Source organism: Mycobacterium sp. NPDC048908 (genome assembly GCF_043197955.1).
In the GTDB taxonomy this organism is placed as follows: Bacteria; Actinomycetota; Actinomycetes; order Mycobacteriales; family Mycobacteriaceae; genus Mycobacterium.
Genome location: NZ_JBICUE010000010.1, coordinates 111,642 through 137,066 on the forward strand (window position 1 = coordinate 111,642; position 25,425 = coordinate 137,066).

Sequence of the window (25,425 nt, forward strand, 5' to 3'; positions counted from 1 at the left end):
ACATGCAAGAGGAACTGCGCGACAGCGCGGGCGAGGACAGGGCCGAATCCGGCATTGACGTGGTGCTTGTCACCGGGCTGTCCGGCGCAGGGCGCGGCACCGCGGCGAAGGTACTCGAGGACCTCGGGTGGTATGTCGCGGACAATCTACCGCCGGAGCTCATCGCGCAGATGGTCGAGCTCGGCCTGGCGGCCGGTTCGCGCATCACGCAACTCGCGGTGGTGATGGACGTTCGATCGCGTGGATTCACCGGCGATCTGGACTGGGTGCGCAACGATCTGGCCACCCGCAACATCTCCCCTCGGGTGCTGTTCCTTGAGGCGTCCGACGACATCCTGGTGCGCCGCTACGAGCAGAATCGACGTAGTCATCCATTGCAGGGAGATCAAACTCTGGCCGAGGGCATCGCCGCAGAACGGCAGTTGCTCGCGCCGTTGCGCGCGGTGGCCGATCTGGTGATCGATACGTCCAAGCTGTCCGTGCCCGCGCTGCGAGAAAGCATCGAGCGTGCGTTCGGCGGCGAGGCCGTTGCCCAGACCAGCGTCACTGTCGAGTCATTCGGCTACAAATACGGGCTGCCGATGGACGCCGACACCGTGATGGACGTCAGGTTCCTGCCGAACCCGCACTGGGTAGACGAACTGCGGCCGCACACGGGTCAGCATCCCGCCGTGCGCGACTACGTGTTGGGGCAGCCGGGTGCCGCGGAGTTCTTGGATACCTACCATCAGCTGCTCGATGTGGTGATCGACGGCTATCGGCGGGAAGGGAAGCGCTACATGACCGTTGCCATCGGTTGCACCGGCGGCAAGCACCGCAGTGTCGCCATGGCCGAGGCGCTGGCGTCGAAACTGCAGGACGATGAACTCACGGTGCGGGTGCTGCACCGGGATCTGGGCCGCGAATGAACTTCTCCACACGCGAGGAGGACAGATGAGCCCGCGGATCGTCGCACTGGGTGGTGGGCACGGGCTCTATGCCACGCTGTCGGCTGCGCGCAGGCTCACTCCGTACGTCACTGCGATTGTCACGGTCGCCGACGACGGCGGATCGTCCGGGCGGTTGCGCAGCGAGCTGGATGTAGTGCCGCCGGGTGACCTGCGAATGGCGTTGGCAGCATTGGCATCTGACAGTCCACATGGCCGCCTGTGGGCCACCATCATTCAGCACCGGTTTGGCGGCAGCGGCGCGCTTGCCGGGCACCCCATCGGCAACCTGATACTGGCTGGGCTCAACGAGGTGCTGGCGGATCCGGTGGCAGCACTCGATGAGCTGGGCCGTGTGCTCGGCCTCAAGGGCCGGGTGCTGCCGATGTGCCCGATGGGGCTGGGCATCGAGGCCGATGTGTCCGGCCTCGAATCCGATCCGCGGATGTTCCGGGTGATCCGCGGCCAGGTGGCGATCGCCACCACGGTGGGTCAGGTGCGACGGGTCCGGCTGTTGCCCGCCGATCCGCCCGCCACCCGGCAGGCGGTCGACGCGATCATGGCGGCCGATCTGGTGGTGCTCGGCCCAGGTTCGTGGTTCACCAGTGTGATTCCGCATGTGCTGGTGCCCCAACTGGCTGCGGCGCTACAGGCCACGACGGCCCGCCGCGCCCTGGTGCTGAATCTGGTAGCCGAGCCGGGGGAGACCGCAGGATTCTCCGTGGAACGGCATATCCACGTGCTGGCTCAGCACGCGCCCGGGTTCTCCGTCAACGACATCATCGTCGATTCCAGCAGGGTGCCCAGCGAGCGCGAGCGCGATCAGTTGCGACGGACGGCACTGATTCTGAATGCCGAAGTTGAGTTTGCTGAGGTGTCTAGACCTGGTACACCTTTACATGACCCGGCGAGGTTGGCCGCGGCTTTGGAAGGTGTGCGTGTCCGTGGCATGGCGCCTACCCGCGACATCCAGGAGCCGACCATGCCCACACCGACAGTGAACGGACCGAGAGGTGACGACCCGTGGCGATGACGGCCGAGGTCAAGGACGAGCTGAGCCGTTTGGTGGTCAATTCGGTGAGCGCCCGCCGCGCCGAGGTGGCGTCCCTGCTCCGGTTTGCGGGCGGCCTGCACATCGTGTCCGGCCGGGTGGTGGTCGAGGCCGAGGTGGACCTCGGGATCATCGCGCGGCGGCTGCGCAAGGACATCTATGACCTGTACGGCTACAACGCGGTCGTGCACGTGTTGTCGGCGAGCGGCATCCGCAAGAGCACCCGCTACGTGGTGCGGGTGGCCAAAGACGGGGAAGCATTGGCGAGGCAAACAGGCCTGCTCGATCTGCGTGGCAGGCCGGTGCGAGGGCTGCCGGCACAGGTGGTCGGCGGCAGCGTGGCTGACGCCGAAGCAGCTTGGCGCGGAGCGTTTTTGGCGCACGGGTCGCTGACCGAGCCGGGACGGTCGTCGGCGCTGGAGGTGAGTTGCCCCGGACCGGAGGCGGCGTTGGCGTTGGTCGGCGCGGCGCGCCGACTCGGAGTCAGCGCCAAAGCGCGCGAGGTGCGCGGGAGCGACCGCGTGGTAGTGCGCGACGGGGAAGCGATCGGGGCATTGCTGACCCGGATGGGCGCGCAGGACACCCGGCTGACCTGGGAGGAGCGCCGGATGCGCCGCGAGGTGCGCGCCACGGCCAACCGGTTGGCCAACTTCGATGACGCCAATCTGCGGCGGTCGGCGCGGGCGGCGGTGGCTGCGGCCGCTCGGGTCGAGCGGGCGCTGGAGATATTGGGCGACACCGTTCCTGATCATCTGGCCGCGGCGGGCAAGCTGCGGGTCGAGCACCGGCAGGCGTCGCTCGAGGAGCTGGGTCGGCTCGCCGACCCTCCGATGACGAAAGACGCTGTGGCAGGACGTATCCGGCGGTTGCTGTCGATGGCCGATCGCAAGGCCAAGCAGGACGGCATCCCGGACACTGAATCAGCGGTGACGCCGGATCTGCTCGAAGACGCCTGAGCGTGGCGGGCAGTGGCCACTTAACGCACGCTTCCCGTGGAAAAGCGTGCAATAACTCCACGCTCGGTGAAGATTGAGGCCATGGAGACGCTGAGGGTCGGCGCAGCCTTTCCCGATCCGCCGTTCAACGGCATGCCGGGCAACGGCGGACTGGACATCGACCTGATGACCGCGATCGCCGAAGCCCTAGGCGCCACAGTTGAATTCGTTTCGTATGAAGGCGCAGATTTCAACGGCATCTTCGCCGGCATCGGTTCGGCGTACGACTGCGTCGCGGCCGGCACCACCGTCACCCCCGACCGCGAGGCCAAGGCGCAGTTCGTCCCGCCCTACCTGATCTCCGGGCAGTCGCTCGCCGTCGACACCAGGCGGCTACCCGAGGTCAAGACCATCGAGGACTTGCACGGCCTCACCATCGGCGTCCAGCAGGGCAACACCAGCCAGGCCATCGCCGACGAACTCGTCGCCGGCGGCAAGGCGGCCGCCGTCCGTGTCTACGACTACGGCAGCATCCGCACCGCACTGACCGACCTCACCTCCGGCGACTGCGACGCGGTCATGAAGCTCGCACCGGTCCTGACCGAACTGGTCAAACCGATTCCCGGTGTCGAGGTGGTCCAGCGCGGCATCACCGTGGAAACCATCGCGATCGCGGTCGGCCTGGCTGACCAGGCGTTGCTCGCTCGGATCAGCGTCGCGCAGGAGGAGCTCGAGCAGAACGGGACGTTGCCGCACTTGCGCCGGAGATGGCTGGGCAGTCCCGATGCCGACCAGAGTTCGGCGGTGCACTGACCAGCCCGCGCGTGGCGGTTATCACACCACTAGGCTGGGCAACGCGATAAGGCGACTAAGAGGAGACACAAAGTGACCATCCGTGTCGGCGTAAACGGCTTCGGCCGCATCGGACGCAACTTCTACCGGGCCCTGGCTGCACAGAAAGCCGAGGGCAAGAGCACCGACATCGAGGTCATTGCCGTCAACGACCTCACCGACAACGCCAGCCTGGCGCACCTGCTCAAGTTCGACTCGATCCTGGGCCGCTACCCCGAGGAGATCAGCCTCGAGGGTGAGGACACCATCGTCATCGGCAGCGCCAAGATCAAGGCGCTGGAGGTCAAAGAGGGACCAGCCGCCCTGCCCTGGGGTGACCTGGGCGTCGACGTCGTCGTCGAGTCCACCGGCATCTTCACCAACGCCGCCAAGGCCAAGGGCCACCTGGACGCCGGCGCCAAGAAGGTGATCATCTCCGCGCCCGCCACCGACGAGGACATCACGATCGTGCTCGGCGTCAACGACGACAAGTACGACGGCAGCCAGAACATCATCTCCAACGCCTCGTGCACCACGAACTGCCTCGGCCCGCTGGCCAAGGTGCTCAACGATGAGTTCGGCATCGTCAGGGGCCTGATGACCACCGTGCACGCCTACACCCAGGACCAGAACCTGCAGGACGGCCCGCACAAGGATTTGCGCCGCGCCCGCGCCGCCGCGCTGAACATCGTGCCGACCTCGACAGGCGCCGCCAAGGCCATCGGCCTGGTGCTGCCTGAACTGAAGGGCAAGCTCGACGGCTACGCACTGCGCGTGCCGATCCCGACCGGTTCGTGCACCGATCTGACCGCGGAACTGTCCAAGTCGGCCACCGCCGGCGAGATCAACGCGGCGTTCAAGGCCGCCGCCGACGGCCCGCTCAAGGGCATCCTCAAGTACTACGACGCCCCGATCGTGTCCAGCGACATCGTCACCGATCCGCACAGCTCGATCTTCGACGCCGGGCTGACCAAGGTGATCGACAACCAAGCCAAGACGGTGTCCTGGTACGACAACGAGTGGGGTTACTCCAACCGCCTCGTCGACCTGGTCGCGCTGGTCGGCAAGTCGCTGTAAACCAGTGGCAGTGTCTTCGATCAAGAACCTCTCCGACCTACTCGCAGAAGGGGTTTCGGGTCGGGGCGTGCTCGTACGCTCCGACCTGAACGTTCCGCTCGACGACAACCGCACTATCACCGATCCAGGCCGCATCATCGCCTCGGTGCCGACGCTGCAGGCGCTGTCCGACGCGGGCGCCAAGGTGATCGTCACCGCGCACCTCGGACGGCCGAAGGGCGGACCGGACCCGCAGTTCTCGCTCGCACCGGTTGCGGAAGCGTTGGGGGAGAAGCTCGGTCGGCACGTCCAGTTGGCGGGCGACGTGGTCGGAACCGACGCGCTGGCCCGGGCCGAAGGCCTGACCGACGGCGACATCCTGCTGCTGGAGAACATCCGCTTCGACGCCAGGGAGACCAGCAAGGACGACGCCGAGCGGCTTGCACTGGCCAAGGCGTTGGTCGAATTGGTCGGGGATGACGGTGCTTTCGTGTCCGACGGCTTCGGTGTCGTGCACCGCAAGCAGGCGTCGGTCTACGATGTCGCGACGTTGCTGCCCCACTATGCAGGCACGCTGGTGGCTGCCGAGATCAAAGTACTCGAACAGCTGACCAGCTCAACCGAGCGGCCGTATGCGGTGGTGCTCGGCGGCTCGAAGGTGTCGGACAAGCTGGCCGTCATCGAGAACCTGGCGACCAAGGCGGACAGCGTCGTCATCGGCGGTGGCATGTGCTTCACTTTCCTTGCCTCCCAGGGTGTTTCAGTGGGCAAGTCGCTGCTCGAAGAGGGCATGGTCGACACCTGCCGCAAGCTGCTGGAGGACTACGGCGACGTGATCCATGTGCCGGTGGACATCGTTGTCGCCGACGAGTTCAAAGCCGATTCGCCGTCGGAGACTGTTCCCGCAGACCGCATTCCAGACGACAAGATGGGCTTGGACATCGGACCCGGCTCGGTGGAGCGGTTCACCACGCTGCTGTCCAACGCCAAGACGATCTTCTGGAACGGCCCGATGGGTGTCTTCGAGTTCCCTGCGTTCGCCGCGGGAACCAAAGGCGTCGCGGAGGCGATCATCGCTGCCACTGGCAAGGGTGCGTTCAGCGTCGTCGGCGGCGGAGACTCCGCGGCCGCGGTACGCCAGCTCAGCCTGCCCGAGGACGGCTTCTCGCACATTTCCACGGGCGGCGGGGCTTCGCTGGAATACCTTGAGGGCAAGACGCTCCCCGGTATCGCAGTTCTGGACGACTGAAAGGCCTCGAGAACATGAGCCGTAAGCCGCTGATCGCCGGCAACTGGAAGATGAATCTCAACCACTTCGAGGCGATCGCACTCGTGCAGAAGATCGCGTTTTCGCTGCCGGACAAGTACTTCGACAAGGTCGACGTCGCAGTGCTGCCGCCGTTCACCGACCTGCGTAGCGTGCAGACCCTCGTCGACGGCGACAAGCTGCGGTTGACCTACGGCGCACAGGACGTTTCGCAGCACGACGCCGGCGCGTACACCGGCGAGATCAGCGGTGCCTTCCTGGCCAAGCTCGGCTGCACCTACGTCGTCGTCGGGCACTCGGAACGGCGCACCTATCACCACGAGGACGACGCGCTGGTGGCGGCCAAGGCCGCTGCGGCGTTCAAGCACGGCCTCACGCCGATCATCTGCATGGGCGAGCAGCTCGACATCCGCGAGGCGGGCAACCACGTCGAGTACTGCGTGACTCAGCTGCGGGGCTCGCTGGCGGGGCTGACGGCCGAGCAGATCGGCAACTCCGTGATCGCCTACGAGCCGGTGTGGGCCATCGGCACCGGCCGGGTGGCCAGCGCGGCCGACGCGCAAGAGGTGTGCAAGGCCATTCGCGACGAACTGGGCAGGCTGGCGTCACCACAGGCCGCGGCCAGCGTGCGGGTGCTCTACGGCGGCTCAGTCAACGCCAAGAACGTCGGCGAAATCGTCGCGCAGGAGGATGTGGACGGCGCGCTGGTCGGCGGGGCGTCGCTGGACGGTGAGCAGTTCGCCACGCTGTCGGCCATCGCCGCTGGTGGCCCCCTGCCCTGAGGTGGCCTGAGCGGCCTGTAGTCTGGCGGCCATGGAATTGGCCCTCCAGATCACGCTGATCGTGACCAGTGTGCTGGTCGTGCTCCTGGTCCTGCTGCACCGCGCCAAGGGCGGTGGCCTGTCCACCCTGTTCGGTGGCGGCGTTCAGTCCAGCTTGTCCGGGTCGACCGTCGTCGAGAAGAACCTCGACCGACTGACGCTTTTCGTGACGGGCATCTGGCTGGTGTCGATCGTCGCCGTCGCGCTGCTGATCAAATACAGCTAGGCGATGTCCGCGCCGCGGTCCTATTACGCGGCTCCCGAGGGTGTCGCGGTCACCGCCGTCTACAACAGGGCCTTCGGTACGTTCTTCGACTTCTTCGAACCGCGGATCTTCGTTGACGGTGTCGAGGCTTCCGTCGCGGGGTGGGGCCGCACAGCGGTGCCCGCCGCGACAGGCAGCCACCACGTGCATGTGCACACGAAGTACTTCTTTCCACGCAGAACCGGCCCCGCGGACTACACCGTCGATGTGCCGCCGGGTGCGTACGTCGAGCTCGAATACCGGGCGCCGATATTCACGTTCAGCCGGGGTTCGCTCGGCCCACCGCCGCAGCGCTACAACGGCGTTTGGCCCGTTGTCATCCTCGTCGGGAGCTGTCTGCTTCTGATCGCGATCCTGTTCATCGCCGCTGCGTAAGGCGGATGACAGGAACCCTTCAGGACCCGTCCCTAGGATCGCGCCGTGCTCAGACTTCTCCGTGCTGGCGCGGTCGGTGTTGGCTTTCTCTGCCTCAGTGACGGGATGGCGGCGGCGGACCCGCTGCCGGTTGCCGACGTCACGCAGTCCGCGGTCACCGACGACGGCTGGCACCTGAGTGCCGCGCTGACCAGAATGACCATCAACTCCGTGCCGAACATGGCCGCCACCGCGTTCACCAGGGAGGGCTTCGTCACCGGCAAAGCCGCGGCGACCATCGACGGCAACGGCAACTCGGCGGTGAACTCGGGAACGCTGGTCTTCGGTCTTCAGTTGGGGTGTCAGGTGGACCTCAGCGAAGGCGGCAGTGTGGGGTTCGACGCCGACGCGGGCGTCAGCCCCGGCTTCAACGGCGGCAACCTACTGAATATCGTTGGCCCGTACGCGGATATCGGTGGAAACGCTTCGATCAACCTGCTGCCCGGCAACATCACCAATCTCGGGTTGGGCAAGAAGGAACTCAAGGGCCGCTCCGGCGAGATCGTCGTGCACGACGCCCACGTCAAGGTGGATGGCTGCGGTGGGCAGGTGGCCGTGCGGTTCTTCGCGACGGCGATGATCGACACGGACAAATCCGACGACAGCGTGAACACCTACGGGGACATTCTCACGATATGAGGGCCTTGCGGATTTGGCTTGCGGCAGTAGCACTTTCGGTCATCGCCGGCTGCGTTCCCATCGCGATCGCCAACGCCGACTGCACCACGGCTGGTGATTTCGGGGCCGGCGCCGGATGCTCACCTCCCGGTCAGTCGGGATCGGGCAACGCGGAAAGCTGGCCGCCGACATCGGTGGACTGGCCGCCGCAATTGAAGTCCGATTCGGACAGCGACACCAAGGACAGCGACACCAAATCGACGACGCCGATCGTCATGCCGTACGGACAGAAGCCCGCGCCGGTAAAAGTGACGACGAGCACCAGCGCCACACCGACTCCAATCGTGCTGCCGCAGCATTAGGGCCTCGCCATGCAGGCTCCTGCGCGCACGTCGATACTTGAGGGATGGCAGAAGGACCGGACGTCGCGCTCGCCCCGATCGGTTCGGTGCGGCGCACCCAGGTCGGTCGCGAGGCGACCGAGCCGATGAGGGAGGACATCCGGCTGCTGGGCACCATCTTGGGCGACACGGTCAGGGAGCAGAACGGCGAGGAGGTGTTCGACCTCGTCGAGAGGGCGCGCGTGGAATCGTTTCGGGTACGGCGGTCGGAGATCGACCGCGCCGAACTGGCGCGGATGTTCGACGGCATCGACATCCGCATGGCCGTCCCCGTCATCCGGGCGTTCAGTCACTTCGCCCTGCTGGCCAACGTCGCCGAGGACATCCACCGTGAACGCCGCAGAGCCGCGCACGTCGCCGCGGGGGAGCCACCGCAAAACAGCAGCCTGGCCGCCACCTACCTCAAACTCGATTCCGCCGATCTCGACTCGGCCACGGTCGCCGAAGCGCTCAAGGGAGCGTTGGTGTCGCCGGTGATCACCGCGCATCCCACCGAGACGCGGCGCCGCACGGTGTTCGACGCTCAACACCGAATCACTGAATTGATGCGGCTGCGTCTGCACGGGCACAGTGAGACCGATGATGGCCGCGACATCAATCGGGAGCTGCGTCGGCACATCTTCACGCTGTGGCAGACCGCGCTGAATCGATTGTCGCGGTTGAAGATCCAAGACGAGATCGAAACGGGCTTGCGCTACTACCAGGCGGCGTTCCTCGACGTCATCCCGAAGGTCAACGCCGAGGTCCGCACGGCGCTGCAGGCGCGCTGGCCCGACGCGCACCTGCTCGAGCAGCCGATTCTGCGGCCAGGGTCCTGGATTGGTGGTGACCGCGACGGTAATCCGAACGTCACCGGCGACGTGGTCCGGCTGGCCACCGGCAGGGCCGCCTATACCGCGCTGGAGCACTACTTCACCGAAATCACCGCGCTGGAACAGGAATTGTCGATGTCGGCGCGACTGGTGAACATCAGCGACGAGCTCAACGCACTGGCGGGCGACTGCGACGAGCCTGTCCGCGCCGACGAACCGTACCGTCGCGCGTTGAGGGTGATCCACGGCCGACTCACCGCGACGGCGGCAGAGATACTGGACAGCCAACCCGAGCACGAACTCGATCTGGGCCTCCAGCGCTACTCGACTCCTGCCGAACTGCTCGCCGACCTCGACGTCATCGATCAATCATTGCGGGGCAACAGCAGCGGGGTGCTCGCCGATGATCGACTGGCCAGGCTACGGGAAGCCGTGCACGTCTTCGGCTTTCACCTGTCCGGCCTCGACCTGCGGCAGAACTCCGATGTGCACGAAGAAGTTGTCGCCGAACTTCTGGCGTGGGCCGGTGTGCATCCGGACTATCGCTCGCTTCCCGAACCGGACCGCGTCGAGCTGCTGGTCGCCGAACTGGCCACTCGCAGACCGCTGACAAGGGACGACGCCGGGTTGTCGGAGTTGGCCCGCAAGGAACTCGACATCGTGGCCGCCGCTTCGCATGCGGTCGGTGTGTTCGGACCGCAGGCGGTGCCGAACTACATCATCTCGATGTGCCAGTCGGTTTCGGACATGCTCGAGGCGGCGATTCTGCTCAAGGAGGTCGGGCTGCTCGACGCCTCAGGTGACACGCCGTACGCGCCTGTCGGCATCGTCCCGTTGTTCGAGACGATCGACGATCTGCAACGCGGTTCGACCATTCTCGAATCGGTGCTTGACATTCCGCTGTATCGCGCGGTGGTGAGCTCCCGGGGCGACAGCCAGGAAGTGATGCTCGGGTATTCCGACTCCAACAAGGACGGCGGCTACCTGGCCGCGAACTGGGCGCTGTACCGTGCCGAGCTGGATCTGGTAGAGTCGGCGCGCAAGACCGGAATCCGGTTGCGGCTGTTCCATGGTCGCGGGGGAACGGTCGGTCGCGGCGGCGGGCCGAGCTACGACGCCATCCTGGCCCAGCCACCTGGCGCGGTGAACGGATCGCTGCGCCTGACCGAACAGGGCGAGGTGATCGCCGCCAAGTACGCCGAACCGCGGATTGCGCACCGCAACCTCGAGACGCTGTTGGCCGCGACGCTTGAGGCCACGCTGCTCGACGTCGAAGGGCTCGGCGATGCCGCCGGGCCGGCCTACGAGGTGCTAGATGACGTGGCCGCGAGGGCCCAACGCGCCTACGCTGAATTGGTCCATGACACACCGGGTTTCGTCGAGTACTTCAAGGCATCGACACCGGTGAGCGAGATCGGGGCGCTGAACATCGGTAGCAGGCCGACGTCGCGTAAGCCGACGACGTCGATCTCCGACTTGCGGGCCATCCCCTGGGTGTTGGCGTGGAGCCAGTCGCGGGTGATGCTGCCCGGCTGGTACGGCACCGGAACCGCGTTCGAGACCTGGATCGCCGAAGGCGACGGCCGATTGGAAGTGCTGCAGGACCTCTATCGCCGGTGGCCGTTTTTCCGCACCGTGCTGTCGAACATGGCACAGGTGTTGGCCAAGGCGGACATGGGATTGGCGGCGCGCTACTCCGAACTGGTCGATGACGTGGCGCTGCGCAAGAGGGTGTTCGACAAGATCGTCGAGGAACACGACCGCACCATCCGTATGCACAAGCTGATCACCGGCCACGACGACTTGCTTGCCGACAACCCGGCGCTGGCTCGGTCGGTGTTCAACCGCTTCCCCTATCTGGAACCGCTGAACCATCTGCAGGTGGAATTGTTGCGGCGGTACCGGTCTGGGGATGACGACGATCTGGTCAAGCGCGGCATCCTGCTGACCATGAGCGGGTTGGCCACCGCGTTGCGAAACAGCGGCTAACCTCGGGAGTCATGGCTCGGCTGCTGATCAAGAATGTCCGAATCTTCGACGGATTGACCGACCATCACTTCGCGGGCCACGTCCTGATCGAGGGAACGAAGGTCGCCGCGGTCGAGACATCGCCGATCGCGGAAGACTCGACCACCGTCGTCATCGATGGCACCGACAGGGTGTTGATGCCCGGCATGAGCGACGCCCACGTGCACCTGATGGGGATGGCCAACACCATGTTCGACATGATGCTGGCGTCCCAATCTCAGCTGATCGCAAGCACCCTCGCCCGCGCCAAGGAAACGTTGCTCCGCGGATTCACCACGGTTCGGGACATGGCAGGCGACACCGCGGGCATCAAGAACGTGATCGACAGCGAGCCCGCCCTCGGACCACGCATCTATCCCAGTCAGGCCGCGATCTCACAGACCGCGGGGCACGGCGACTTCGGGATGGTCTACCAGGCCCACCGCGCTGGGTGGCGAGGAGTCCCGGGCCGAGCAGATCGGAATGATGCGGGTCGCCGACGGCGAGACCCGCGTCCTGGCTGCCGTTCGTGAGCAGCTTCGCCAAGGCGCCTCGCAGATCAAGCTCATGGCGGGCGGCGGCGTGGCGTCGGCATATGACCCGCTGTACACGATGCAATTCACCCCGCGAGAACTTGGTGCGGCCGTCGATGCCGCGAAGGACTACGGCACCTACGTCGCCACCCATGTGTACACCGTCGCGGGAATTCACCGTGCAGTCGAGGCGGGGGTGAAGTCGATCGAGCACGGCCACCTGGCCGACGAACCGACTGTCGGCATGCTCGCCGAGCGCGATGTCTGGCTGTCCACCCAACCGTTCGCCGAACACGACCACACTTTCCCCAACCCGGAGAACGCCGAGAAGAACCGCGAGATCTGCGCGGGCACGGATCAGCTGTACGCCTGGGCGCGCAAGCACGGCGTCAAGACGGCGTGGGGAACCGATCTGCTCTTCGAACCCGAACTGACAGGCAGGCAGAGCGAGATGCTGACCCGACTCGGCGACTACATGAGCAACGTCGAAGCGCTCAAGATGGTGACGTCGGGAAATGCCAGCCTGTTTCGGCTCGCCGGCGAACGCGACCCGTACAAGGCGGCCAGGCTCGGCGAGATCAGCGTGGGCGCATGGGCAGACCTGCTACTGATCGACGGCGACCCCATAGCGGATCTCGGGTTGTTGTCAGACCCTGCGAAGAACATCGCCGTAATCGTCAAGGACGGCGCGGTGGTCAAGAATGCGCTATGAGCCTGCCCGTTACAGCCCGGCGGAGCGGCGCACCCGATTGACGACGCCACGCACCGCGGACTCGGTCGCGGCGATCGGTGCGACCGCGGCTTCACCGAGATCAACGATGCGCTCGACGCGGGCGACAATGCCTTCCAACCGATCGACCATCGCGAACAGGCGGGGCGCGAGTTCGTTGATCTGATTGATCGTCTCGTTGAACCGCTCCAGCGTGGCGTCAAGGGTGGCTGTCGAGTTGTTCAAGTCGATCAGAGTCTCGCCCAAGCCCTCCAGGATGGTGTCGACCTGCTCCACCGTGACATCCGCGTTCAGCGCCGCCTGGGCAAGCTTGCGGATCCGTTCGGGCCCGGTACGAACCGGCTTGCCGCCCTTGTCTGCCATGAAGGTCATTATGACCACACCGATGGAACCGCAGAAGCGAAGTCGTCGTCTGAATCAGCATGCAGTGTGGTAACAATCCCCGTGTAGTCGGCGCTGAGGTGAGCCGACGTATCAGCGATTACCTCGAGGGATACGTCGACGCGCAAACCCACCAGAGCGACGACGCGGACAACCCGCCGCGAGACTACGGATTATGACGCCAATCCCTCGAAATCCGTCATATTGCGTGGTCTCGGCGGGCCTAGAGCTTGGAGGCGGCGTCCTCGTCGAGCAGCCACACCGTCTGGTCTCTGCCGACGGCTCCGGCAGCGGGCACGTCCACCGGGTCGGCGCCGTCGATGGCCGCCGCGACCGCGTCGGCCTTGCCCGCACCAGACACCACCAACCAGACCTCCCGCGACCGCGCAATAGCGGGCAGCGTCAACGTGATTCGGCGCGGGGGCGGCTTGGGGGAGTCGGGCACGCCCAGCACCAGTCGGTCGATTTCGCGCACCGCAGGCGTGTCGGGGAACAGCGAGTTGATGTGCCCCTCGGGCCCCATGCCCAGCAGATGTACGTCGAAAACCGGTGCGGGTTCTCCCGCTTCGGCGTTCGCCGCGAGGACCTGCTCATAGTCCCGCGCGGCCGCGTCCAGATCATCGCCGAACGCAGCACCGCTGGCAGGCATCGGATGCACGTTGGCGGCCGGGATGTCGATATGGTCGAGCAGCGCCTCACGGGCCTGCTTGTCATTGCGTTCATCGTCGTCTTCCGGCACGAACCGGTCGTCGCCCCAGTAGAAGTGCACTCTGGACCAGTCGATCTGGTCGCCACGTTCGGCGAGGCGCTTCAGCAATCCGATGCCGGTGCCGCCGCCCGTCAAGACGATCGACGCTCGACCGCGGAACTGGATCACCGACGTGATTTCTTGGGCCAGTCGGTCGCCGGCCGCCGCGACGAGCGCGTCGGCGTCCGGGTATCTGTGTACCGACACACTCATATGTACTGCACTTTCTCGATGCCCTGCAGTGCCTCGTGGTAGATCTCGTCGGCGTCCAGTCTGCGCAGGTCCTCGGCGAGGCATTCCTTGGCTTCCCTGCGCGCCAACGGAATTCGCGCCTCCGGCCTGCTGCTGCGGGTCAGGGTCGCGGTGACACCCGTCTGCGGCCGCCGCAGCGTGATCGTCTCGCTGTGACGGACCAGTTCCACCTTCAGCTCGCCAACCGCACGCTGCACAGGACCGTCGATGCGCTCGGCGAGCCAGCCCGCCAGCACGTCGAGCGACGGCTCCTCCTTCAGACCCGACACCAGCGCGGAGGTGATCGGCTCATGAGGCTCCTGGTCCACCGCCGATGCCAGCAGCGCACGCCAGTACGTGATGCGCGCCCACGCCAGATCCGTGTCACCCGACGTGTAGCCCTGCAGCCGGCTCTTGATGGCGGCCATCGGGTCGGCACAATCCGTTGCGTTGGTTATCCGGCGAACCGCCAACTGGCCCAACGGGTCCTGAGCCGGAACATCCGGCCCGCCGGCTGGCCACCACGCGACCACCGGGGTGTCGGGAAGCAGGAACGGCAGCACCACGCTGCTGGCGTGGTCGGCGAGCGCACCGTGCAGACGCAGCGCTACCACCTCACCGGCACCGGCATCCGCGCCCACCCGGAGTTGCGCATCGAGTCGCGACTCGGCGGCATTGCGGTCACCGGGGACGACAACGATCACGCGGCACGGGTGTTCGCGGCTCGCGAAGTTCGCCGCTTCGATGGAATCTTCAAGGAGGTCGTCGGCATGCAACGAGATCACCAGCGTGAGCACGCGGCTCAAGGTGATGGCGCCACCCTCCTCGCGAAGGCCGGTGATCTTCTTGTTGATGTCGTTGGTTGTCGTATCGGGCAGGTCGACAATCATTTACGGCCGCCTCCATTCCCTGCCCATGCGATGCATCATCTCGTCAGCCGACGCGGGGCCCCACGTGCCTGACTCGTATGCGTCCGGCTTGCCGTTCGATGCCCAGTAGTCGAGTACCGGATCCAGTATCTCCCACGAGAATTCGACCTCCCGGTTCACCGGGAACAGAGACGGCTCACCGAGCAGGACGTCGAGGATCAACCGCTCATAAGCCTCAGGCGAGTCCTCGGCGAACGCCGAACCATACGAGAAGTCCATGTTGACGTCGCGGACCTCCATGGCGCTACCGGGGACCTTGGAACCGAACCGCGTGGTGATGCCCTCGTCGGGCTGTACCCGAATCACCAACGCATTCTGGCCGAGTTCCTCGGTCATCGTCTTGTCGAACGGTAGGTGCGGCGCCCGCTTGAAGATCAGTGCGATCTCGGTGACCCTGCGCCCCAGCCGTTTTCCGGTCCGGAGGAAGAACGGCACGCCGGCCCAACGGCGGGTGTCGATCTCGAGGGTGATCGCCGCGTACGTCTCGGTGGTGGAGTCCTTCGAGAACCCGTCCTCCTCGAGCAGCCCCACCACCTTCTCGCTGCCTTGCCAACCTGCGGAGTACTGACCGCGTGCGGTGGTCTGATCGAACGGCTGCATCGGGCGGGTCGCCGAAAGCACCTTGATCTTCTCCGCCTGCAGTTCATGCGGACTGAAACTGACCGGCTCCTCCATCGCGGTGAGCGCCATCAACTGGATCAAGTGATTCTGGATCACGTCGCGGGCCGCCCCGACGCCGTCGTAATACCCGCCACGACCACCGAGGCCGATGTCTTCGGCCATGGTGATCTGCACACTGTCGACGTAGTTGTTGTTCCAGATCGGCTCGTACAACTCGTTTGCGAACCGCAGCGCCAGAATGTTCTGAACAGTTTCCTTGCCCAGATAGTGGTCGATGCGGAACACCGCCTCCTCGGGGAAGACGCTGTTGACCACCTCGTTGAGTTCACGCGCGCTGTCCAGATCGTGGCCGAACGGCTTCTCGATGACGACGCGACTCCAGCGCCCCTCCTGAGGACGAGCGAGTCCTGACTGCTGCAGCTGTTCGCACACCTCCTGGAAGGCCTTCGGCGGGATGGACAGATAGAACGCGTGATTGCCGCCTGTACCTCGTTCGGCGTCGAGTTTGTCGAGCTGCTCGGCGAGCTTGCCGAACGACGCGGGGTCATCGAAGTTGCCCTGCACGAACCGGATGCCCTCGGCCAGGCGGTCCCAGACTTCCTGGCGGAACGGCGTACGGGCGTGTTGCTTGACGCTTTCCAACACGACGTCGGCGAACGCGTCGTGGGTCCAGTCCCTTCGACCGAACCCGACCAGTGCGAAGGTCGCGGGCAACAATCCGCGATTCGCGAGGTCGTAGATCGCGGGCATCAACTTCTTGCGGGCGAGGTCTCCTGTGACGCCGAAGATCACCACCCCGCAGGGCCCAGGGATCCGCGGCATCCGCTTGTCGCGCTTGTCGCGCAGCGGATTCTGCCAATCCCTCATTTCTTGGCTGCGTCGAGCTGACCTTGCGTGGCGTCGAGCAATTCGTGCCACGACTTCTCGAACTTCTCCACGCCCTCGTCCTCGAGCAGCCTGAACACGTCCGGTAGATCGATGCCGACTCCCGCCAGCTGATCGAACAGAGCCTGGGCCGCGTCCGCCGTCCCTGTGACGGTGTCGCCGGTGATGACGCCGTGGTCGGCCACCGCGTCAATCGTCTTCTCCGGCATGGTGTTCACGGTGTTCGGTGCCACCAGCTCGGTGACGTACAGGGTGTCGGAGTACTCCGGGTTCTTGACCCCGGTCGACGCCCACAGCGGCCGCTGTACCCGCGCGCCGTCGGCCGCAAGGGCCTCGAAGCGCGAACCGCCGACGAACACCTCTTCGTATGCCGCATAAGCCAGCCGGGCGTTGGCCACACCGGCCTTGCCGCGCAGAGCCAACGCCTCCTCGCTCCCGATCTTCTCCAGCCGCTTGTCGATCTCGGTGTCGACGCGCGAGACGAAGAACGAGGCCACGGAATGGATCTTCGACAGATCGTGTCCGGCTTCCTTGGCCTTCTCCAAACCTGCCAAGTACGCGTCCATCACCGCGCGGTGCCGCTCGACCGAGAAGATCAAGGTCACGTTGACCGAAATACCTTCTGCCAGAGCAGCAGTGATCGCGGGCAGGCCTGCCTGGGTGGCCGGGATCTTGATGAAGAGGTTGGGCCGGTCGACGATCTTCCACAGCTCGATCGCCTGGAGGATCGTCTTGTCGGTATCTTGCGCCAGTCGCGGATCGACCTCGATCGACACCCGGCCGTCGACGCCATCGGACTGCTCGTACTGCTTGGCCAGCACATCGCATGCGTTGCGGACGTCGTCGGTGGTGACGGTGCGGACGGTCGCATCCACGTCGGCGCCGCGCTCGGCCAGTTCTTTGACCTGCGCGTCATAGGCGGTGCCCTTGGACAGTGCCGCCTGGAAGATAGAAGGATTCGTGGTCACGCCCACCACGCTCTTGGTGTCGATCAACTCTTGCAGGTTGCCGGTCTGGAGCCGGTCTCGCGACAGGTCGTCCAGCCACACGGAGACACCCGCGGCGGACAGGGCTGCAAGATTGGGATTCTGAGCCATTGTGTTGCCTTTCACATCTTGTCTGAAGTCAGTTGTCCAGTGCTCGCTCCGCGGCCGCAACCACAGCCTCAGGGGTGAAGCCGAATTCGCGGAACAGCGTCTTGTCGTCGGCGGATTCGCCGTAGTGCTCGATCGAGACGATCTCGCCCGTGTCGCCGACCAGCTTGTACCAGCTCTGCGCCACGGCGGCCTCGACGGCGACGCGTGCCGACACGGCCGGGGGGAGAACCTTGTCGCGGTACTCCGCAGGCTGCGACTCGAACCACTCGACACACGGCATCGACACCACGCTCGCGGTGATTCCCTTGTCCGCCAGAATCTTCTGTGCGCCCACCGCCACTTGCAGTTCCGATCCGGTGCCGATCAACACCACGTCGGGATCCTCGTCGGGAGTGCCGCCCAGTACGTATCCACCCTTGGCCACCCCTTCGGCGCTGGTGCCCTCCAGCACCGGGATGCCCTGCCGGGTCAAGATGAAACCAACCGGACCGCTGCCGTTACCGCGGGCCAGGATGCTGCGCCACGCATAGGCGGTCTCGTTCGCGTCGCCCGGTCGCACCACCGACAGGTTCGGGATCGCCCGCAGCGCCGCCAGATGTTCGATCGGCTGGTGGGTGGGACCGTCCTCGCCGAGGCCGATCGAGTCGTGCGTCCAGATGTAGATGGTGTCGATGTCCATCAGCGACGCCAACCGCACCGCGGGCCGCATGTAATCGGAGAACTGCAGGAACGTGCCGCCGAACGCGCGGGTGGGTCCGTGCAGCACGATGCCGGACAGGATCGCACCCATGGCGTGCTCGCGGACGCCGAAGTGCAGCACGCGCCCGTACGGATCGGCGCTGAACTCCTTGGTGGAGATCGAGGGCGGGCCGAACGATTTCACACCCTTGATGGTGGTGTTGTTACTGCCCGCGAGATCCGCTGAGCCGCCCCACAATTCGGGCAAGTTCGGCGCTACGTCGTTGAGAACCTGACCGAACGCGGCTCGGGTGGCCAGCGGCTTGGAGCCCGGCTCCCAATGGGTCAGGTCGGCGTCCCAACCCTCGGGCAGCTCCTGTGCGGTCAGCCGGTCCAGCAGCGCCTTGCGCTCGGGCTCACGCTGCGCCCACGCGTCGAACTCGCTCTGCCACTTCTCGTGGGCCTCCTTACCGCGGTCCACCAGCTTGCGGGTGTGCTCGATGACCTCGTCGCTCACGTCGAACGAATTGTCCGGGTCGAACCCGAGGATCTTCTTGACGGCGGCGACCTCGTCGGCGCCCAGGTCGGCGCCGTGCGCCTTGCCGGTGTTCATCAGATTCGGCGCCGGGTAGCCGATGACGGTGCGCAGCGCGATGAACGACGGCCTGTCGGTGACGGCCTTGGCCTGCTCGATGGCCTCCTGAATGCCGAGGACGTTCTCACCGCCCTCGACCTCCTGCACGTGCCAGCCATAGGCGCGGTAACGCGCGGCGGTGTCCTCGCTCAAGGCGATGTTGGTGTCGTCCTCGATCGAGATCTGGTTGTGGTCATAGAACACGATCAGGTTGCCGAGATGCTGGGTGCCCGCCAACGACGACGCTTCGCTGGTGACACCTTCCTCGATGTCGCCGTCCGAGGCGATCACATAGATGTAGTGATCGAACGGGCTGGTGCCCGGCGCGGCGTCGGGGTCGAACAGACCCCGCTCGTAGCGCGACGCCATGGCCATGCCGACCGCCGACGCCAAGCCCTGACCGAGCGGTCCGGTGGTGATCTCCACGCCCTTGGTGTGGCGGAACTCCGGATGGCCCGGGGTCTTGCTCTTCCAGGTCCGCAGCGACTCGAGGTCGGACAGCTCGAGCCCGAAACCGCCCAGGTACAGCTGGATGTAGAGGGTCAGGCTGCTGTGGCCCGCCGACAGCACGAAGCGATCACGGCCCAGCCAGTGCACGTCGCTGGGGTCGTGGCGCATCTCGCGCTGGAAAAGGGTGTACGCCAACGGGGCGAGGCTCATCGCCGTACCGGGGTGACCGTTGCCCACCTTGTGCACCGCGTCCGCCGCCAACACTCTGACGGTGTCTACAGCCCTGGAGTCCAGCTCGGTCCAGTCATCGGGGTGGTTCGGGCGGGTCAGGGCAGAGATCTCGTCGAGAGTGGTCACGTGGCGAACTCCTTATCGAGGGCGGGGCTCCGCGAACTGCTTGTCTAAAAAACACCCTAGTGCGGGATAGTCATCCGATGCAGGGGCGTGGGGGACGATTAGGAAGGCGTTTACACGCGGTCTACCATCGTCTGTAGTAGAAGCCGCGCAGCCGCGGTGATCCTGAGGAGTAAGTGCGTGAGAGTTCGCGAGGGCGGTCCTGTCCAAGGGACGCCGAATCGCATCCGCACCACGCTTGCCGGCTACCTGGCGTTGACCAAGCCGCGGGTGATCGAGCTTCTGCTCGTCACCACGATTCCCGCGATGCTGCTGGCGCACCGCGGTACGGTCGATCCGCTGTTGATCCTCAACACCTTGTTCGGCGGCCTGCTGGCCGCGGCGGGCGCCAACACGCTCAACTGCGTGGCCGACGCCGACATCGACAAGAAGATGAAGCGCACCTCCCGCAGACCCTTGGCCAGGGACACGGTGCCGCGCAGCCATGCCCTGGTGTTCGGGCTCGCGCTGTCGGTGGGGTCGTTCTTCTGGCTGTGGTGGACGACGAACATGCTGTCCGCGCATCTGGCAGGCGCGACCATCGCGTTCTATGTGCTGATCTACACCCTGCTGCTGAAACGGCGCACCTCGCAGAACGTGGTGTGGGGCGGAGCCGCAGGCTGCATGCCGGTGATGATCGGCTGGTCGGCGGTGACCGGGACCATCCAGTGGCCGGCGCTGGTGATGTTCGCGATCATCTTCTTCTGGACCCCGCCGCACACTTGGGCGCTGGCCATGCGCTACAAGGAGGACTACCAGGCGGCCGGGGTGCCGATGCTGCCCGCCGTGGCCACCGAGCGGCAGGTCACCAAGCAGATCCTGGTCTACACCTGGTTGACGGTGCTTGCGACGCTGGCGCTCGCGCTGGCGACGGGCTGGCTGTACGCGTCGGTGGCCATCCTGGCAGGCGCCTGGTTCCTGGTGATGGCGCATCAGCTTTACGCCGGTGTGCGTCGCGGTGAGCCGGTGAAGCCGCTGCGGTTGTTCCTGCAGTCGAACAACTATCTCGCCGTGGTGTTCCTTGCGCTTGCGGTGGATTCGGCCCTGGCGCTGCCGAGGCTGCTAGGGCACTAGAACCACGGAGCCGACGGTCTTGCGGCCCTGCAGGTCGCGGTGGGCCTGCTCGGCGTCCTCGAGCCGATAGTGCTCGCTGACCATGATATTGATGGTGCCCGAGGCGATCGCGTCGAGCAATTCTCCTGCCCGCCAAGCGAATTCGTCAGGTGTCCGGGTGTGGTGCACAAGTGTGGGCCTGGTCAGGAACAGTGAACCCGCCGCGTTGAGCCGCTGCGGATCGAATGGGGGGACCGGACCGCTGGACGCGCCGAACAATGCGACCGTGCCGCGGACCCGGCAACTGGCAAGGCTCGCCTCGAAGGTGTCCGCGCCGACACCGTCGTAGACCGCGGCGACACCGCCGTCGGTGAGGTCCTTGATCGTGGCGCCGAACGCCTCCGGGTCATCGGGATAACCGAGCACCTCCACGGCGCCCGCCTTGCGCGACAATTCCCGCTTCTCGGGCGTCGACACCGTGGTGATCACCCGCACGGCCAGGCTGGTGGCCCATTGGGTCAGGATCAGTCCGACGCCGCCGGCACCTGCGTGCACCAGCACCGCGTCGCCCTCCTGGACCGGGTACGTCGACTTGATCAGGTAGTGCGCGGTCATCCCCTTCAACAGCGACGCGGCGGCCACGTCGGCACCGACCCCTTCCGGCACGTAGGCGCAGAAATCGGCAGGGGCGACACAATATTCGGCGTACGCGCCCACGGCCTGCGCGGTGACGACGCGGTCGCCGGGGCTCAACGCCGCCACGTCCTCGCCGACCGCCTCGACGGTGCCGCACACCTCCGTGCCCAGCACGAACGGCAGCTCGCGCGGGTACAGCCCCGTCCGGAAATACGTGTCGATGAAGTTCACGCCGATGGCTTCGGCCTTGATCACCACCTCGCCCGGTCCCGGGGAGGGCTTGTCGGTGTCGACGTAGTTCAGGACTTCCGGTCCGCCGGTCTCGGCGACTTCAATGGCCTTCATGCGCTCTATCCTGCCAAGGTGAAGCTCGCCAAGCCCGACGTGTTCCATCCGCGCATCGTGCTGGCCGCGTGCCCGGCGTTGCCGGAGGGCGACGGCGACGACGACGGGCTGGTCGAGGCGTTGCGCCACCGCGGGTTGCATGCCCGCTGGCTGTCGTGGGACGACACGCAGACACTGAAGGCCGATCTGGTGATCCTGCGCGCGGCGTGGGACTACATCGACCGCCTCGACGAATTCCTGGCCTGGACGCGGCAGGTACGCAATCTGCTCAATCCGCCGCAGGTCGTGCAGTGGAACACCGACAAGCGCTATCTCGCCGACCTCGCGGCGGCAGGCGTTCCAGCGGTGCCCAGCCGGTTCTTCCCGCCGGGGGATGGGGTGGCGTTGCCGGCGGGCGAAGTGGTGGTCAAGCCCGCGATCGGCGCGGGATCGGTTGATACGCTTCGGTTTTCGGACCACGATGAGGCGCGCGCACATGCTGCGGCGCTGCACGCCGAGGGCCGCACGGTGCTGGTGCAGCCCTACGACCGCAGGGTCGAGCACGGCGAAACCGCGCTGGTGTTCATCGGTGGCAGGCAGTCGCACGCCTTCACCAAGGGCCCGATCCTGCGTGCGCCCGGCCGTGCTCCGGTGTTCGACGAGTCCGGCACGTACGCCCAGGAGACGCTGACGCCCGCCGATCCCGACTTCGAGCTGTGGGACCTCGGGCATGCCGCGTTGGCCGCCTCGGCCGCCCATCTCGGCATCGGAGTCGCTGATTTGCTGTACGCACGCGTGGACGTGATCGGCGACCGACGCGACGCGCATGTCCTCGAGGTGGAATTGGTCGAGCCGTCGCTGGGCTGGCGACAGTTGGACGCGATTACGCGGACACGACAGCAGCGCGAGTTCGCAGTCGGGGTGGAGTCAGCCCTGGAGCGGCTAGGGCTCGGCCCGCTCTCGCATCGACGCCCATAGCGCGGCGGTGGCCGCGGTGCAGGCCGCCGCACCGAGCACGTGCACGGCCACCAGCGCGGCGGGCACACCGGTGAAGAACTGCACGGTGCCGACGACCCCCTGTGTGACGACCAGCACCAGCAGCACCCCCAGCCGCAGCATCACGGGCCGCGGCGCGTGCACTGCGAGCAGGCCGAAGCCGAGGCCGATGAGCAGCGCCAGGTACCCGACGAGCAGCGACGAGTGCATGTGCACCAGCGTGGTGATCTCGACGTGTAGCCGAGGCACCGGCTGGGTGATGCTCTTGTCGCCGGCGTGCGGGCCCGCGCCGGTCACCAGCGTGCCGCTGACAAGTTGCGCGGCCAGCACAACGGCAGTCACAACGGTCAACTGGCGCAGCGGCTTCGGCGCCACGGGTGTCGAGACGCCGTTGTCGGGTTCGCCGATCTTGACGTACAGCAGGACGGCCAGCCACACCATGGTCATCGACGCCAGCAGGTGAATGGCGACCGTCCACCACAACAATCCGGTCAGCACGGTGATGCCGCCGATCACGGCCTGCACCACCGTCGACGCCGGCATCAGCCACGCGTAGATCAGCACTTCACGGCGACGGCGGGCACGGGTCACGGCCAGCACCGCCAGCACGGCTGTCAACACCACCAGGAAGGTGATCATCCGGTTGCCGAACTCAACAGCCTGGTGGACGACCGCGACCTCGGCGTGGGGGACGGGCACGAAGCTGCCGGGGAAGCATTGCGGCCACGTCGGGCACCCCAGACCCGATGCCGTGACGCGCACGATGGCACCCGTCACGGCGATACCGCCCTGGGTCAGGATGACGGCAGCGGCGATCACGCGCTGGACCCGCAGGCTCGGCATGGGCAGCAGGTCGACCACTCGCAGAAATGCGCGTCGCACGTTCCGATGGTAGAGGACGGCAACTACAGCCCGTAGTAGCGGGTCATCCGGCCGCCGAGACGCACGTTTTGCAGAAGAAGTTCGAGTAGAGGCCTGCAAAAGGTGCATTTCGCGAGCTCAGGTGAAGCGGAACCAGCGCAGCGCGCACAGCCCTGCCGCAGCGCCCCACGCCGCGAGCACGGCGATGCCGAACCAGTCCACCGACAGCGCCATCGCTTGCGACAATGCTTCGGTCAACGCGCCTGATGGCGTCAACCGGGCCACCCACTGCACGCCGTGCGGCACCATCCCACCTTCAAGCGTCAACGCACCCAATCCGGCGAAGATGAACCACAACAGGTTGGCGATGGCCAGCACGATCTCCGCTTTGAGTGTGCCGCCGAGCAGCAGACCGAGTGCCGCGAATCCCGCGGTGCCGAGCGCGATGATCACCGCGCCAAGCGCCAAGCCCAAAATGTGCGGCCGCCAGCCGAGCGCGAACCCGATGGCGCCCAACAGGATTGACTGCAGAAACACCACGGTGACCACGGCCAGCGACTTGCCTGCGATGATGCCCCACACCGGCAGCGCCGTGGCGCCCAGCCGTTTGAGCGCCCCGTAGCGCCGGTCGAACGCGACCGCGATGGCCTGTCCGGTGAACGCCGTCGAGATGACCGCCAGCGCCATGATCGCCGGTACGAAGGTGGCTGCCCGGTTCGGCCCGAACGAGCCGAGCGGCAGTAGCGTCAGCCCGATCAAGAGGGTGATCGGGATGAACATGGTGAGCAGCAGTTGTTCGCCGTTGCGCAGCAACAGCTTGAGTTCGAGGCCGAACTGCGCGGCCAGCATCTTCTGCACGGTCGCGGGCCGGGGGTCAGGCGAAAACGTGCCTGGTGCAAACAGATTGGTCACGATCGCAGCTCCCTTCCGGTCAGGTCGAGGAAGACGTCCTCGAGGCTGCGCTGCTCGACGCGCATGTCGGTGGCGAGTACGTCCAGCCGCGCGCACCATGCGGTGACGGTGGCAAGCACCTGAGGATCGATGTGGCCCTCGACCAGGTACTCACCAGGGGAGGTCTCCGCGGCCTTGTAGCTTTCTGGCAGCGCCGAGATCAGCAGCGAAAGGTCGAGCATCCGCGGCGCGCGGAACCGCAACTGGTTCTCGGCGCCGCTGCGCATCAACTCCGCGGGTGTGCCGGTGGCCACCGCGACGCCGTGGTCGATGATCACGATCCGGTCGGCCAGTTCCTCTGCCTCGGTCAGCTGATGTGTGGTCAGCACCACGGTGACGCCGTCGCGGCGCAGGCCGTTGATCAACTCCCACACCACGATTCGCGCGTGCGCGTCCATGCCTGCGGTGGGCTCGTCGAGGAACACCAGTTCGGGGCGGCCTACCACCGCGCACGCCAGGGCCAGTCGCTGCTGTTGTCCGCCGGAAAGCCGTCGGTAGGTGGTGCGTGCCGCTTCGGTCAGGCCGAGCGTGTCCATCAGCCACTTCGTATCCAGCGGGTTGGCCGCGTACGACGCGACCAAGTTCAGCATCTCGCCCGCCCTTGCGGCGGGATAGCCGCCACCGCCCTGCAGCATCACGCCGATGCGCTCGCGTACCCGCGCGTTGTCGGCGACGGGATCCAGCCCGAGAATCTCGATGCTGCCTGCGTCGGGCTTGAGAAAGCCTTCGCACATCTCGATCGTGGTGGTCTTGCCCGCGCCGTTGGGTCCCAGCAGGGCAAGCACCTCGGCAGCGTGTACGTCGAGATCGAGTTCGGACACAGCCGTCGTCGATCCGTACCGCTTGATCACACCGCGCAGACGCACGGGCACGGCCGACGAGCGCTCGCG

General features: G+C 66.0%; 23 protein-coding genes and 2 pseudogenes. 14 read left to right on the forward strand and 11 right to left on the reverse strand.

The genetic code is table 11. The annotated features are described in order from the left end of the window. Nucleotides 1-2: 2 nt before the first annotated feature. The 10 genes from rapZ (at nucleotide 3) to ACGFK1_RS23760 (ending at nucleotide 8,205) form a co-directional block, all read left to right on the forward strand. The gene (gene rapZ, locus ACGFK1_RS23715) at nucleotides 3-908 is read left to right on the forward strand and encodes an RNase adapter RapZ (RefSeq protein WP_393435283.1); all 906 of its coding nucleotides are present in this window, start codon (nucleotides 3-5) and stop codon (nucleotides 906-908) included. 25 nt (nucleotides 909-933) lie between these two features. Next, a complete protein-coding gene (yvcK, locus tag ACGFK1_RS23720) occupies nucleotides 934-1,959 on the forward strand; it encodes a uridine diphosphate-N-acetylglucosamine-binding protein YvcK (protein WP_393435052.1) in 1,026 nt (341 codons plus the stop codon). After that, nucleotides 1,956-2,933 carry a DNA-binding protein WhiA gene (gene whiA / locus ACGFK1_RS23725; protein ID WP_082965347.1) on the forward strand — a complete coding sequence of 326 codons (978 nt, stop codon included), beginning with the start codon at nucleotides 1,956-1,958 and terminating at the stop codon, nucleotides 2,931-2,933. Before yvcK ends, whiA begins: the two co-directional genes overlap by 4 nt. Before the next feature lie 81 nt (nucleotides 2,934-3,014). Beyond that, nucleotides 3,015-3,725 (forward strand): ABC transporter substrate-binding protein, encoded by a 711-nt coding sequence (locus ACGFK1_RS23730; RefSeq protein WP_393435055.1) that lies wholly within the window; start codon nucleotides 3,015-3,017, stop codon nucleotides 3,723-3,725. A 72-nt stretch (nucleotides 3,726-3,797) separates the two neighbouring features. Then, on the forward strand, nucleotides 3,798-4,820 hold the full coding sequence (gene gap, locus ACGFK1_RS23735) for a type I glyceraldehyde-3-phosphate dehydrogenase (RefSeq protein WP_393435058.1): 1,023 nt from the start codon (nucleotides 3,798-3,800) through the stop codon (nucleotides 4,818-4,820). A gap of 10 nt (nucleotides 4,821-4,830) precedes the next feature. Further along, the gene (locus ACGFK1_RS23740; RefSeq protein ID WP_393435061.1) at nucleotides 4,831-6,048 is read left to right on the forward strand and encodes a phosphoglycerate kinase; all 1,218 of its coding nucleotides are present in this window, start codon (nucleotides 4,831-4,833) and stop codon (nucleotides 6,046-6,048) included. A 14-nt stretch (nucleotides 6,049-6,062) separates the two neighbouring features. Continuing rightward, nucleotides 6,063-6,848 (forward strand): triose-phosphate isomerase, encoded by a 786-nt coding sequence (gene tpiA / locus ACGFK1_RS23745; protein ID WP_393435064.1) that lies wholly within the window; start codon nucleotides 6,063-6,065, stop codon nucleotides 6,846-6,848. A 31-nt stretch (nucleotides 6,849-6,879) separates the two neighbouring features. Beyond that, nucleotides 6,880-7,113 carry a preprotein translocase subunit SecG gene (gene secG, locus ACGFK1_RS23750; RefSeq protein ID WP_393435067.1) on the forward strand — a complete coding sequence of 78 codons (234 nt, stop codon included), beginning with the start codon at nucleotides 6,880-6,882 and terminating at the stop codon, nucleotides 7,111-7,113. A 3-nt stretch (nucleotides 7,114-7,116) separates the two neighbouring features. After that, nucleotides 7,117-7,527, forward strand: a complete 411-nt coding sequence (locus ACGFK1_RS23755; RefSeq protein WP_393435070.1) for a hypothetical protein — start codon at nucleotides 7,117-7,119, stop codon at nucleotides 7,525-7,527. Between the two features lie 105 nt (nucleotides 7,528-7,632). Beyond that, nucleotides 7,633-8,205, forward strand: a complete 573-nt coding sequence (locus ACGFK1_RS23760; protein WP_393435286.1) for an MspA family porin — start codon at nucleotides 7,633-7,635, stop codon at nucleotides 8,203-8,205. Nucleotides 8,206-8,335: 130 nt separating this feature from the next. Here ACGFK1_RS23760 and ACGFK1_RS23765 read toward each other — a convergent pair whose 3' ends face one another. Beyond that, nucleotides 8,336-8,515 (reverse strand): hypothetical protein, encoded by a 180-nt coding sequence (locus ACGFK1_RS23765; RefSeq protein ID WP_393435073.1) that lies wholly within the window; start codon nucleotides 8,513-8,515, stop codon nucleotides 8,336-8,338. A 75-nt stretch (nucleotides 8,516-8,590) separates the two neighbouring features. On the opposite strand from ACGFK1_RS23765, the gene ppc reads away from it, so the two are divergent. Further along, complete coding sequence (gene ppc / locus ACGFK1_RS23770; RefSeq protein ID WP_393435076.1) at nucleotides 8,591-11,386, forward strand: phosphoenolpyruvate carboxylase; 2,796 nt, start codon at nucleotides 8,591-8,593, stop codon at nucleotides 11,384-11,386. A gap of 11 nt (nucleotides 11,387-11,397) precedes the next feature. After that, a pseudogene (locus ACGFK1_RS23775) lies at nucleotides 11,398-12,649 on the forward strand (amidohydrolase family protein). Nucleotides 12,650-12,658: 9 nt separating this feature from the next. Here the strand turns inward: ACGFK1_RS23775 and ACGFK1_RS23780 are convergent. From ACGFK1_RS23780 to tkt, 6 genes are all read right to left on the reverse strand, one after another. After that, nucleotides 12,659-13,030: an ATPase gene (locus ACGFK1_RS23780; RefSeq protein ID WP_393435079.1), complete on the reverse strand. Its 372-nt coding sequence runs from the start codon at nucleotides 13,028-13,030 to the stop codon at nucleotides 12,659-12,661. 241 nt (nucleotides 13,031-13,271) lie between these two features. Continuing rightward, nucleotides 13,272-14,009, reverse strand: a complete 738-nt coding sequence (gene pgl / locus ACGFK1_RS23785) for a 6-phosphogluconolactonase (protein ID WP_393435082.1) — start codon at nucleotides 14,007-14,009, stop codon at nucleotides 13,272-13,274. After that, entirely contained in the window at nucleotides 14,006-14,917 is a 912-nt protein-coding gene (gene opcA, locus ACGFK1_RS23790; protein WP_393435085.1) for a glucose-6-phosphate dehydrogenase assembly protein OpcA, read from the reverse strand. The genes pgl and opcA overlap by 4 nt, the downstream gene beginning before the upstream one ends. Beyond that, nucleotides 14,918-16,444, reverse strand: a complete 1,527-nt coding sequence (gene zwf / locus ACGFK1_RS23795) for a glucose-6-phosphate dehydrogenase (RefSeq protein ID WP_393435087.1) — start codon at nucleotides 16,442-16,444, stop codon at nucleotides 14,918-14,920. It lies immediately after the preceding gene. After that, nucleotides 16,441-17,559: a transaldolase gene (tal, locus tag ACGFK1_RS23800; RefSeq protein ID WP_393435090.1), complete on the reverse strand. Its 1,119-nt coding sequence runs from the start codon at nucleotides 17,557-17,559 to the stop codon at nucleotides 16,441-16,443. Before tal ends, zwf begins: the two co-directional genes overlap by 4 nt. Before the next feature lie 28 nt (nucleotides 17,560-17,587). Next, nucleotides 17,588-19,678, reverse strand: coding sequence for a transketolase (gene tkt / locus ACGFK1_RS23805; protein ID WP_393435093.1), 2,091 nt, complete (start codon nucleotides 19,676-19,678; stop codon nucleotides 17,588-17,590). A gap of 173 nt (nucleotides 19,679-19,851) precedes the next feature. Between tkt and ACGFK1_RS23810 the strand changes: the two are divergent. Beyond that, nucleotides 19,852-20,788: pseudogene (locus tag ACGFK1_RS23810) on the forward strand (heme o synthase). On the opposite strand, the gene ACGFK1_RS23815 reads toward ACGFK1_RS23810, so the two are convergent. Further along, the gene (locus ACGFK1_RS23815; RefSeq protein ID WP_393435096.1) at nucleotides 20,777-21,748 is read right to left on the reverse strand and encodes a quinone oxidoreductase family protein; all 972 of its coding nucleotides are present in this window, start codon (nucleotides 21,746-21,748) and stop codon (nucleotides 20,777-20,779) included. The pseudogene ACGFK1_RS23810 and the gene ACGFK1_RS23815 overlap by 12 nt on opposite strands. A gap of 18 nt (nucleotides 21,749-21,766) precedes the next feature. Between ACGFK1_RS23815 and ACGFK1_RS23820 the strand changes: the two genes are divergently transcribed. Beyond that, entirely contained in the window at nucleotides 21,767-22,705 is a 939-nt protein-coding gene (locus ACGFK1_RS23820; protein ID WP_393435099.1) for a RimK family alpha-L-glutamate ligase, read from the forward strand. Here ACGFK1_RS23820 and ACGFK1_RS23825 read toward each other — a convergent pair. From ACGFK1_RS23825 to ACGFK1_RS23835, 3 genes are all read right to left on the reverse strand, one after another. Then, a complete protein-coding gene (locus ACGFK1_RS23825) occupies nucleotides 22,670-23,566 on the reverse strand; it encodes a heme A synthase (protein WP_393435289.1) in 897 nt (298 codons plus the stop codon). The two genes, ACGFK1_RS23820 and ACGFK1_RS23825, sit on opposite strands and share 36 nt — an antisense overlap. A 156-nt stretch (nucleotides 23,567-23,722) precedes the next feature. Beyond that, a complete protein-coding gene (locus ACGFK1_RS23830; RefSeq protein WP_393435291.1) occupies nucleotides 23,723-24,499 on the reverse strand; it encodes an ABC transporter permease in 777 nt (258 codons plus the stop codon). After that, entirely contained in the window at nucleotides 24,493-25,407 is a 915-nt protein-coding gene (locus tag ACGFK1_RS23835) for an ABC transporter ATP-binding protein (protein ID WP_393435294.1), read from the reverse strand. Before ACGFK1_RS23835 ends, ACGFK1_RS23830 begins: the two co-directional genes overlap by 7 nt. Between the last annotated feature and the right edge of the window lie 18 nt (nucleotides 25,408-25,425).

What these genes read in the sequence shown, in the direction of transcription:
- whiA (WP_082965347.1), top strand. Translation starts at nt 1,956, where the DNA reads ATGACGGCCGAGGTCAAGGACGAGCTGAGCCGTTTGGTGGTCAATTCG.
- ACGFK1_RS23780 (WP_393435079.1), bottom strand. Translation starts at nt 13,030, where the DNA reads ATGGCAGACAAGGGCGGCAAGCCGGTTCGTACCGGGCCCGAACGGATC.
- tpiA (WP_393435064.1), top strand. Translation starts at nt 6,063, where the DNA reads ATGAGCCGTAAGCCGCTGATCGCCGGCAACTGGAAGATGAATCTCAAC.
- secG (WP_393435067.1), top strand. Translation starts at nt 6,880, where the DNA reads ATGGAATTGGCCCTCCAGATCACGCTGATCGTGACCAGTGTGCTGGTC.
- ACGFK1_RS23755 (WP_393435070.1), top strand. Translation starts at nt 7,117, where the DNA reads ATGTCCGCGCCGCGGTCCTATTACGCGGCTCCCGAGGGTGTCGCGGTC.
- zwf (WP_393435087.1), bottom strand. Translation starts at nt 16,444, where the DNA reads ATGAGGGATTGGCAGAATCCGCTGCGCGACAAGCGCGACAAGCGGATG.
- yvcK (WP_393435052.1), top strand. Translation starts at nt 934, where the DNA reads ATGAGCCCGCGGATCGTCGCACTGGGTGGTGGGCACGGGCTCTATGCC.
- opcA (WP_393435085.1), bottom strand. Translation starts at nt 14,917, where the DNA reads ATGATTGTCGACCTGCCCGATACGACAACCAACGACATCAACAAGAAG.
- ACGFK1_RS23815 (WP_393435096.1), bottom strand. Translation starts at nt 21,748, where the DNA reads ATGAAGGCCATTGAAGTCGCCGAGACCGGCGGACCGGAAGTCCTGAAC.
- pgl (WP_393435082.1), bottom strand. Translation starts at nt 14,009, where the DNA reads ATGAGTGTGTCGGTACACAGATACCCGGACGCCGACGCGCTCGTCGCG.
- tal (WP_393435090.1), bottom strand. Translation starts at nt 17,559, where the DNA reads ATGGCTCAGAATCCCAATCTTGCAGCCCTGTCCGCCGCGGGTGTCTCC.
- ACGFK1_RS23825 (WP_393435289.1), bottom strand. Translation starts at nt 23,566, where the DNA reads ATGCCGAGCCTGCGGGTCCAGCGCGTGATCGCCGCTGCCGTCATCCTG.
- rapZ (WP_393435283.1), top strand. Translation starts at nt 3, where the DNA reads ATGCAAGAGGAACTGCGCGACAGCGCGGGCGAGGACAGGGCCGAATCC.
- ppc (WP_393435076.1), top strand. Translation starts at nt 8,591, where the DNA reads ATGGCAGAAGGACCGGACGTCGCGCTCGCCCCGATCGGTTCGGTGCGG.
- ACGFK1_RS23730 (WP_393435055.1), top strand. Translation starts at nt 3,015, where the DNA reads ATGGAGACGCTGAGGGTCGGCGCAGCCTTTCCCGATCCGCCGTTCAAC.
- ACGFK1_RS23760 (WP_393435286.1), top strand. Translation starts at nt 7,633, where the DNA reads ATGGCGGCGGCGGACCCGCTGCCGGTTGCCGACGTCACGCAGTCCGCG.